We start from the raw sequence: 8,648 nt of genomic DNA on the forward strand, positions 1-8,648 counted from the left end.
AATTTGTCATTTTAAAATTTTTTGGTGAATCTTTTAAAACGACTTTCCTCCATTAAGCCACAGCCTTTTTTATCCACTTATCCACATAAGGGTATTTTTACATTTCATTTCTAGACAGCTTCTTAGGGAAGTTAATTTTCACGGCCATATACTTTTATACGGCACATATTCCAGCCGTTTAATCATTTCATCCGCCTGTATGCCCGCTTTATTATATGGCGCTGAAGAAAAAAATATTGATGTCATCACACTTAAACCATCATCTGCAAACAACTCAACAGCGCTTTCATCAATGATTAAAGAAATGTTCATTGCATCCGTATTTATAAAACGCGGCGCCGTATGTTTGGCAGCAAAATCTTTCTGAAAATCTGTTTTGCCTGAATTGCTGCGATCAATAAAATATTGATTGTTCTGTTTATCAAAACCAATAATAATTTTTTCACCTGCAGTATTGGAAAGTGTGAGTGAAAAATCTGCTGCTTTATCAAAATTCAAATTAATGCGGCAGGGCAATTGTATGTTCCCAGTTTTTGAAGAAAGGTCCAGGCCATTGCCCGTTTTAATATTGTTCAAGCTGATTGTTTTTAATTCAATCGCCTTTAATTCTTTTGAGGGCTCAGACGCTGCCAGCCAGGTATTATTTATTTTTTTCAGGCTTATATCTCTCGGTATTGTCATGGCATTTCTCCATTTTACAGTAGGCACAAGGTTGGCATAAAGCCAGTTGCTCATCCATCCTAAAAATATTTTCCGGTTGCCGGTATTACTCCAGGTAATGCCCGCATATTCATCCGGGCCATAATCCAGCCATTTAATATTTGTATGATTTGGAATAAAAATTTTACCGTCAAAACTGCCGGTAAAATATTGCGTGGCCGAACCGCCGTTTGGGCCGCCGGGATTGATGTTTACGATCAGCACCCACATCTTTTTACCATTTACATCAAAAGGAATTAAGTCGGGGCATTCCCATACGCCGCCGTGCGCTCCTATATCTTTTCCAAAATCTGACTCATGCATCCAGTTTTTTAAATCAGGCGAAGCATAAAAACTGATATGATCTTTTGCCGCCAGTGTCATCACCCATTTCTGCTGCGGTTCATACCACATTACTTTCGGGTCGCGAAAATCTGTGATGCCCGGATTTTTCAATACAGGGTTGCCTTCATATTTAATCCATGTTTTACCATCGTCCAAACTATAAGCAAGGCTTTGGTTCTGAAATGTACTGCTTCCCGCCTTTTCCCCTTTCGGATCGTGATGTGTGAAGATGGCTACCAGCGGCAGTTTTCCATCCTTGCCAAAACCGGATGTATTCTTTGCATCAACAACGGCGCTGCCGGAGAAAATATAACCCAAACTATCGGGGTACAAAGCAATGGGCAGTTCTTCCCAATGCACTAAATCTTTACTAATGGCGTGCCCCCAATGCATCGGCCCCCATGTGATGCCATCCGGGTAATATTGAAAAAACAAATGGTAGGCGCCGCTGTAATACACCATGCCATTAGGATCGTTCGTCCAGTGTTCTTTTGGAGAGAAATGTATTTGCGGGCGATATTGTTCATGATAGGCCTGTTGCGAAAAATTTGCTGTTGCAAGCAACAGGCAGATGAATAAAATAAAAGATGATTTCATTCGTTCAAGTTTGATTTTTTAATGGTCTCATGGAACCTCGCTATGTACATTCCCTTTGTGTAAGAAAAATTATCAGGCTCGGTTTCATATAGAATTAACGGGGATTAAAATTGCTTACCTGCTTTGCCAGTGAACCCGGCTCATCTGTTGGCGACAGTTTCTTAACCATTTTCTGCTGCTCATTAAACAATATGATGTAAGGAAACTTTTGTATGTTATAATACTTCTGCACAACAAACGTATAACCTTCAGAGCCCACTTTAATATTTGGGTTTGATGAGAGCTTGTATAATTTATCAAATGCCAGCGTTTCTTCAAGCGAGAGGTATGTTATAAATACCAGTTGCTTATTTTTTAATGCGCTCTCATGCTTTACCAGTTCTTTGGTAAATTCATTGCAATGCTCACAGGTAGGCGAAAAATAGATAAGCACCGTTGGAACATTCTTCTTTAAATCTTTATAACTGAAAAGCTGGTTGCTGGTTAACCTTACTTTAAACGGAGGAATATTGCCTGTTGTTTGTGCATACGTTAAGCAACACATACAGCAGGCAATAAAAAAAAGACATACTTTTTTAAGCATAATTTTTTGCATCTTTTAAAATACAAAACAGGCTGTTTCTGTAACACTGCAAAGAAGGCTGCTATTTTCCAACAATTGACAGATCCCTGATCTTCACATTTTTTATTTCAGCGCTTCCGCCTGTTGCGAAAGCTGCGATTTTATCAGCATGTTCCCCGGGATAAATGTAAGTAGTTAACACTGCTTCTCCATCATTCACAAAAACTTCCAGCGAAGATTTATCTAACAGTATGGTTAATTTAATTGTGCTGCTGTTTACATCAATGATTCTTTTTAAAGCATTTTCATTCAGTTTACCGCCAGCGTTTGTCCTGTCAACAAATACCTGTTTACTGGCAGCATCGTAACCGATAATAGTTTCGTTTATCACTTTGCCATCAGCGTCCTTTTGCTGTGCTATCTTAAAACCCGCAACAGCATTAGATTGTACAGATAATGTTGCATCCAGCCAGTACGCATTGCCCTTTATTTTGCCGGCTTTATCTATATTGATTTCTTCGTTATTCAATTTCAGGCCGACAACTGAAACAATATTTGCAGAAAGTCCGTCAAGGTTTTTTGTGATCACAGCAGTTGGTTTTTGAATAAGGCGATAACCTTCCGGTGTTTGCTTCAAACTCATATCCCTTGCAATTGACATTTGCCCGCGCCAGGGATAAGTTGGCTGTGCATTGGGTATCATCCATCCTGTATAAATCTTTTTATCGCCAGGCGTATTATTCCACGGGATAGCAGCGTAATAGGTATCACCATAATCAAGCGGTAATATTTTATCTGCAGGGTTATCATTCTTAAACTCTTTCCCATCAAAATCACCCACAAAATACTGTTCAAACACACCGCGTTCGCCGCCTGCGGCTGAAATAACCAGCACCCATTTTTTTGCATTCATTCCTTCAACCGGCAACTGAATTAAAAAAGGGCATTCCCAGTTGGCGCCGGTATATCCCTGCGGGCCAAACTCACTTAATAATGTCCAGTCTTTTAAATTGGGAGAACTGTAAAAACGCGCTTTATGTTCATCCGGTATAACAACCGTCATCAGCCAGTATTTTCCTGGCTCATACCAGAAAACATTCGGATCTCTGAAGTCAAGTTTGTTTAAATCAATAACAGGGTTTTTATCATAATTGGTAAATGTTTTGCCGCCATCATTGCTGTAAGCAATGTATTGCGATTGGTTGCGGCGGTTTGGCGAATGCGCTGTATAAATTGCCACTACACAGCCATCGTTTTTACAAAAGCCGCTGGTATTGTTTTTATCATAAACGGCGCTGCCTGAAAAAATCCAGGTTGTATCGCCACCGCTGATGTTTTCAGGGATGGCAATTGGCAAATGTTTCCAGTGAATAAGATCTGTGCTGGCAGCATGGCCCCAGCTCATGTGGCCCCAGAAATTTTCGAATGGGTTTTGCTGGTTGTACAAATTATATTCACCATTCAGATACAATAAACCGTTAGGATCGTTCGTCCAGTTTTTTGCAGGCGTGAAATGATACACCGGCCGCCATTGCGGTGTTGGCGTTGTATCAGCCTGCGCAAATAATATTACGTTGATCAACACCGTTAAAAAGCAAAACAATACTCGTTTCATGCTGTTTTATTTGTTGATGATTATTCAATTGATTTATCTGTTGCGCCTTCAAACCCTTGCGGCAAGCGGTTGGGCTCTGCGAGGCGTCATCGCCTCGCAGCTTCGGTATATTGCCTCTGGCGATAGAATATTGATATGAAGCAAGAACGCTCATATAGCATTGTTGCCCCGTAATTAAAAGCAGCATTAATACGAAAATAACTGCAAATCATTAAAGCTTACGCCCGCCTGCATTGAATATATGCCCCACTTTGCATTAGGCAGTGAATAGCTGCGTCCGGTCAAGGTCGCTTCGTCGTTAATGGAAACTACTACTGTCGAGTTGTCAATCACTATGGTTACACTAATATCGCTGCCCGGTGTGAACTCGAAAGGAATCTGACAATCAATGGATGCGCTTGTGCCATCTGTTTTTAAAAAATAAGCCACGCCATTTTCGAACCGCAGTTTATAGTATTCGTCGTTGTCCGGATATTCGTAGCCAAAGATAAAACCGGCATCGCCGCCGGTTTGCAGCCCTTTGATAGTAGTGGTGATTTTCTTTTGGCCGTTTATTAAATTAAAATCTGCAAAACCATTTGCTTCCAAAGCATAGCTGTTGCCGCTAACAGAAGCATTGGCGAGACTATCTTGTATATACGTTTTGTTTTTTGAAAATAAATTTGTAACAGCATCAGGCAGTTTTACGGACAATGTTCCATCGCTGTTTTGAACAAGCTGGTGTGTAACCAGGTTACCACCCCAAATATTGCTGCCGTCATCTGTTTCACCGTCTTTACGATAATTCCATCCAAACAGGTACGTATCTGTTCCGTCAGATGCAGCTTTGGCTGCATAGAAAAAAGTTCCGTCCAGCACGTCTTGCGCCGGCGTTTGAAAGGGACCGCTAATAGAAGAAGCTATGCGATAATGTACATTGCTGCTGTCCTGACTTGAATACAGCAAGTACCATTCGCTGCCTATTTGAAATAATTGAGGACATTCCAACAGTCCGCCGTTAGTGGTAGTCGCGTAAAGGTCTCCCTGTAAACTCCAATTGCCGGTTGAAGGATCGGCAGAGGTAAACAAAGCAATAGCAGCTTGTCCGCTACTATGTTCGGCTGCTACAAGCATCCAATATTCATTGGTTGTACTGTTCAGGAATACATAAGGGTCGCGGAAATTACTTGAATCATAACCGGCAGGAGCCAGCATATCAAAACCTGTATGTTTTGTCCAGGTTTTCAAATCGGTGCTGGTAGCATACATCACGCCTTCTTCTGCTTGCAATCCTTCGGAAGTGTATATATCGTTATGACCTGTGTAATAAAAATAATATGTAGAATCTACTTTTACTACGGAGCCTGTTCCCAAAGCCCTGTCCTGCGCGCTGTCCGGTCCGTAAGGGATCATTTTACCATCATAACTGTAATGCACCAGATCGGAAGATTCGAAAGCGTGGATTGGATGATAGCCGCTATTGGCATCGCCGTCGTGCAGATAATAGATATGAAATTTCGTTCCGTCGTAATAGGGCATTACATCGCCTACATAACCGGAAGAATAATAAACACTATCATTAAAAGAAATCCACTGCGAAGGTGGTTGCGGCATGATGGACACAGGATTGGTTAGATCTTCCATATTAACACTGATGCCGTCCTTTTTGCACGAAGCAAACAATGAAGCTCCAGCGAAGAAAGTAATTCCGAGTATTTTCGTTTTTGTATCCATAGTATAATGATGTTTTTATTCAGGCAATATTTTTTGTATTGCCTGAATGAAGATTATTTGCTTAAATATTCCAGTACATTACTTGTCAGTTTCTCAATATTGGATAAATAGATATTTGCAGGTTGATCTGTAGCGTCGGATGGATCGGCTTCGGCATACCAGTCGTAACAACCTGCTCCAATGACGATAGCGGCTCCATGGTCTGATGTTCTGGAGAACTCTGCCATCGTAATGGTGGATGTATGATATTCATCTCCTTCACTGCTGCCAAGGTCAATACCGCCTGTTAAGGTGCGCCAGTTTGCCGGTGTGCTATAACCACCCCAATCCGGAATATACCATTGGGTCGTATGGTTTAGCCTGTATGTGCCGCTGCCCAGCAAATAAGCAGTTGCATACGATTCGTCGCTGGTTAGCGTTAAGCCGTCAAATGCGGCATGCGATTCATGCCCGTAAAAAGATATTCCCCATGAGTCGCTTGAAGTCCATTGGCTTCCACGCGAGTCGCCAAAAGCGTTGTTGGGACCATAGCCCGAAGGCACAATGCCTAATGATTCTACATAGAGTGCGGCATAGGTCGTAAGCAGAAAAGAACCGCCATCGGCATAATATGTTTTTAGAGAAGAAAGAACAGTGGCATTGGTAGCAATAGCCGGTAAGCTCTGTGTACTGTCTTCATGCCACCATAATACAGAGAACGAACTTAAATCGATACTGCCGCTTTCGATATCACTGAAAGAAATAAACTCCGCTTCCGGATTATTATTCTCCAGCCATTCCCAGGCGGCTTTTTCATCGGGGTTTGTCAATTCGCTTGCCGAGCTTGCTATGCTGAGAAAGCCTACTGTTTCGGGAATAGAGATGGTAACGGTGTAATCCACTGTTGTGGAATCCATCGTAACTTTATAAGTAACCGGATTGGTAAAATCAACCGTTTCGCCCGACGCAGGGGATATGGAGGCGCCATCGGCCAGCGTAATAACGGGGGAAAGCGCTGCAAGGCCTGTTCCGGCAGGCATTGCTGCCGTTATGGTACGGTTTGTATTGTCAATTGTAGCCGTAACTCCATCAACTACAAATGATACTATCGCTTCTTCTTCGGAGGAAGTTACGGTATATTCGTTGGAAAGGTTGCCATTGATAACGGTATATTCCACAGCGCTGGTTAAATCAACGGTTGTGCCGGAAGCCGGCGACACGGTGGCGCCATCAGCCAGCGCAATGGCTGGCGTTACTGCACTGCGATCCTGCCCAAACGGAAATACAAGGGAAATGGTACCAAGCGAATCATTGATCGTTCCTTCAACCGTGCCAACGCTGAAGCTTTTAATCAGTACATCTGCATTCAGGTCCAGCGCCGGCCCCTGGAATGCATTTTTTTTGCAACCCATAAAACCGCCAAGCAGGGCAGGCAGTATAAATAATGAAGCAATTTTTTTCATTTTGAATGATATTAATTAGGTGAAGACTGTTTATGCTTTTAAATGGATTTTAATACCCGTAATTCTGCTGGTATAAATTTTTGCTCAGCTCAATCTGGGTAAGTGGTATAGGCAGATATTCGTGCTTGTTCTCGGTAAATTGCGCACTGCTTAAAAATGACCACCTGGTTTTCTCGACAGTTGCATAAGCATTCAGCACATCGCCGGCAACACCCCAGCGGACAAGATCAAAAAAGCGGCTGCCTTCCTCTGCCATTTCGAGACGGCGTTCAAAGCGTAAAGCTATGCGGGCGGTATCTTGCGTCCAGGTAATATTTGTGCCGTTTACATAAGGTTTTACCAGGTAGTTGCCTTCTGCATTTCCGCTTGAATCTACCAGGAGCGAAGTGCTGGTAGCCGCTCTTGAACGCAACTGGTTTATTAATGAAAGCGCTTCGTCCTGCCTTCCCAGTTCAATTAACGCTTCTGCCCGGAATAGCAGCACATCGGCGTAACGGAGCACCACCCGGTGCTTTGTATTTCCGTAAAAAGTGCCTTCGATTTCTATATATGCGTCTTCCGCAACATTTTCTTTTAATGAAGCATTGTAACCGTAGATGCCCGGCGTACGATTCCAACTGTCTTCATAGATAACAGTTGGGTCATATTTCCAGGAGCGTCCCGGAATGGCTACTGTATGATCCAGCCTTGGATCGATATTGTCGGTTGACGGATCAACGTTGGTATCATTGTAAGTATCAAAAAGGGGCAACCCGTTAGCGTTTGTTCTAAAGGCATTTATTAAATTCTGGCTGGGCTTTTTAAAATCGCAGCAGCCAATGCCCTGCGGCACGCTTAGTACATCTCCGAAATTTAGCCTGCCATACATAGTGCCGTCGTCTTCTGAAAATTGAACAGCCCATATAGATTCATTATCGGTTACGTCCTGTCTAAAATTGTCGGCAAAGTCGGTGTTAAGGGCATAAATTCCGTAGGACATTGCAGAATCTGTGGCGCCTACTACCGCCTGCAAATCATCGGAATTAATACTTGTAACATTGTTTTCTTCGTCCTGCATATAAGCCTGATACAATTTGGTTTTTGCGAGATAAGCGTAAGCCGCTGCTTTGTCGGGTCGCCCGATATCGGTTTTAATTTCCGGCAGATTTTCGGCGGCATACTGAAAATCATCAGCTATTTTTTGCCATAGCTCATCGTTGCTGTACGTGCGGTTACTCACCGTGTCATACGAATCACGGGATATGGTTTCGTCTATATAGGGAATATATTTGAAAAGAATTTTTAACTGAAAATACCAGTGCGCTCTTAGAAAACGCATTTCAGCCATTCTTTGGGTTTTCAGCGGATAGTCGGTTTCGTCAAGCGATTCAATGGCGTCCAGGGCAGCATTGGCGCGCGAAACGCCAATATACATATCGTACCAAAGCTCATTTACTTCGCTGAAATTTACAAGCGTATTGTACCATGTTTCGATAAAATGAAAATCTTCTATATCCGATGCATCTCTGCCGCCTTTGTAGGCATCGTCGGCGCGCACATCGCCATATTCCCAAAGGCTGAAAGGCTGGTCGTAGTGGTCGTTGCCAAGCTGGGCATACGCGGCTATTACCAGTTTTTCAGCTCCATCGGCGGTATTTATCTGTTCCTCGCTTACAACGCCTTTGGGATTTATATC

6 protein-coding genes are annotated in these 8,648 nt (G+C 42.8%); all 6 read right to left on the reverse strand.

All coding sequences use genetic code 11. The features are described 5' to 3' along the window. Nucleotides 1–138: 138 nt before the first annotated feature. Complete coding sequence (locus QM629_RS02795) at nucleotides 139–1,641, reverse strand: glycoside hydrolase family 32 protein (protein WP_415156959.1); 1,503 nt, start codon at nucleotides 1,639–1,641, stop codon at nucleotides 139–141. A 94-nt stretch (nucleotides 1,642–1,735) separates the two neighbouring features. Further along, on the reverse strand, nucleotides 1,736–2,224 hold the full coding sequence (locus QM629_RS02800; protein ID WP_415156961.1) for a thioredoxin-like domain-containing protein: 489 nt from the start codon (nucleotides 2,222–2,224) through the stop codon (nucleotides 1,736–1,738). A gap of 61 nt (nucleotides 2,225–2,285) precedes the next feature. After that, complete coding sequence (locus QM629_RS02805) at nucleotides 2,286–3,818, reverse strand: glycoside hydrolase family 32 protein (protein ID WP_415156963.1); 1,533 nt, start codon at nucleotides 3,816–3,818, stop codon at nucleotides 2,286–2,288. A 186-nt stretch (nucleotides 3,819–4,004) separates the two neighbouring features. Beyond that, on the reverse strand, nucleotides 4,005–5,531 hold the full coding sequence (locus QM629_RS02810) for a family 43 glycosylhydrolase (RefSeq protein ID WP_415156965.1): 1,527 nt from the start codon (nucleotides 5,529–5,531) through the stop codon (nucleotides 4,005–4,007). A 53-nt stretch (nucleotides 5,532–5,584) separates the two neighbouring features. Next, a complete protein-coding gene (locus tag QM629_RS02815) occupies nucleotides 5,585–6,973 on the reverse strand; it encodes a DUF4960 domain-containing protein (RefSeq protein WP_415156967.1) in 1,389 nt (462 codons plus the stop codon). A 49-nt stretch (nucleotides 6,974–7,022) separates the two neighbouring features. Then, nucleotides 7,023–8,648, reverse strand: a 1,626-nt coding sequence (locus QM629_RS02820) for a RagB/SusD family nutrient uptake outer membrane protein (RefSeq protein WP_415156970.1), incomplete at its 5' end; no start/stop codon positions are given.

The organism is Parafilimonas sp., assembly GCF_047606085.1.
Classification (GTDB): Bacteria; Bacteroidota; Bacteroidia; order Chitinophagales; family Chitinophagaceae; genus Parafilimonas.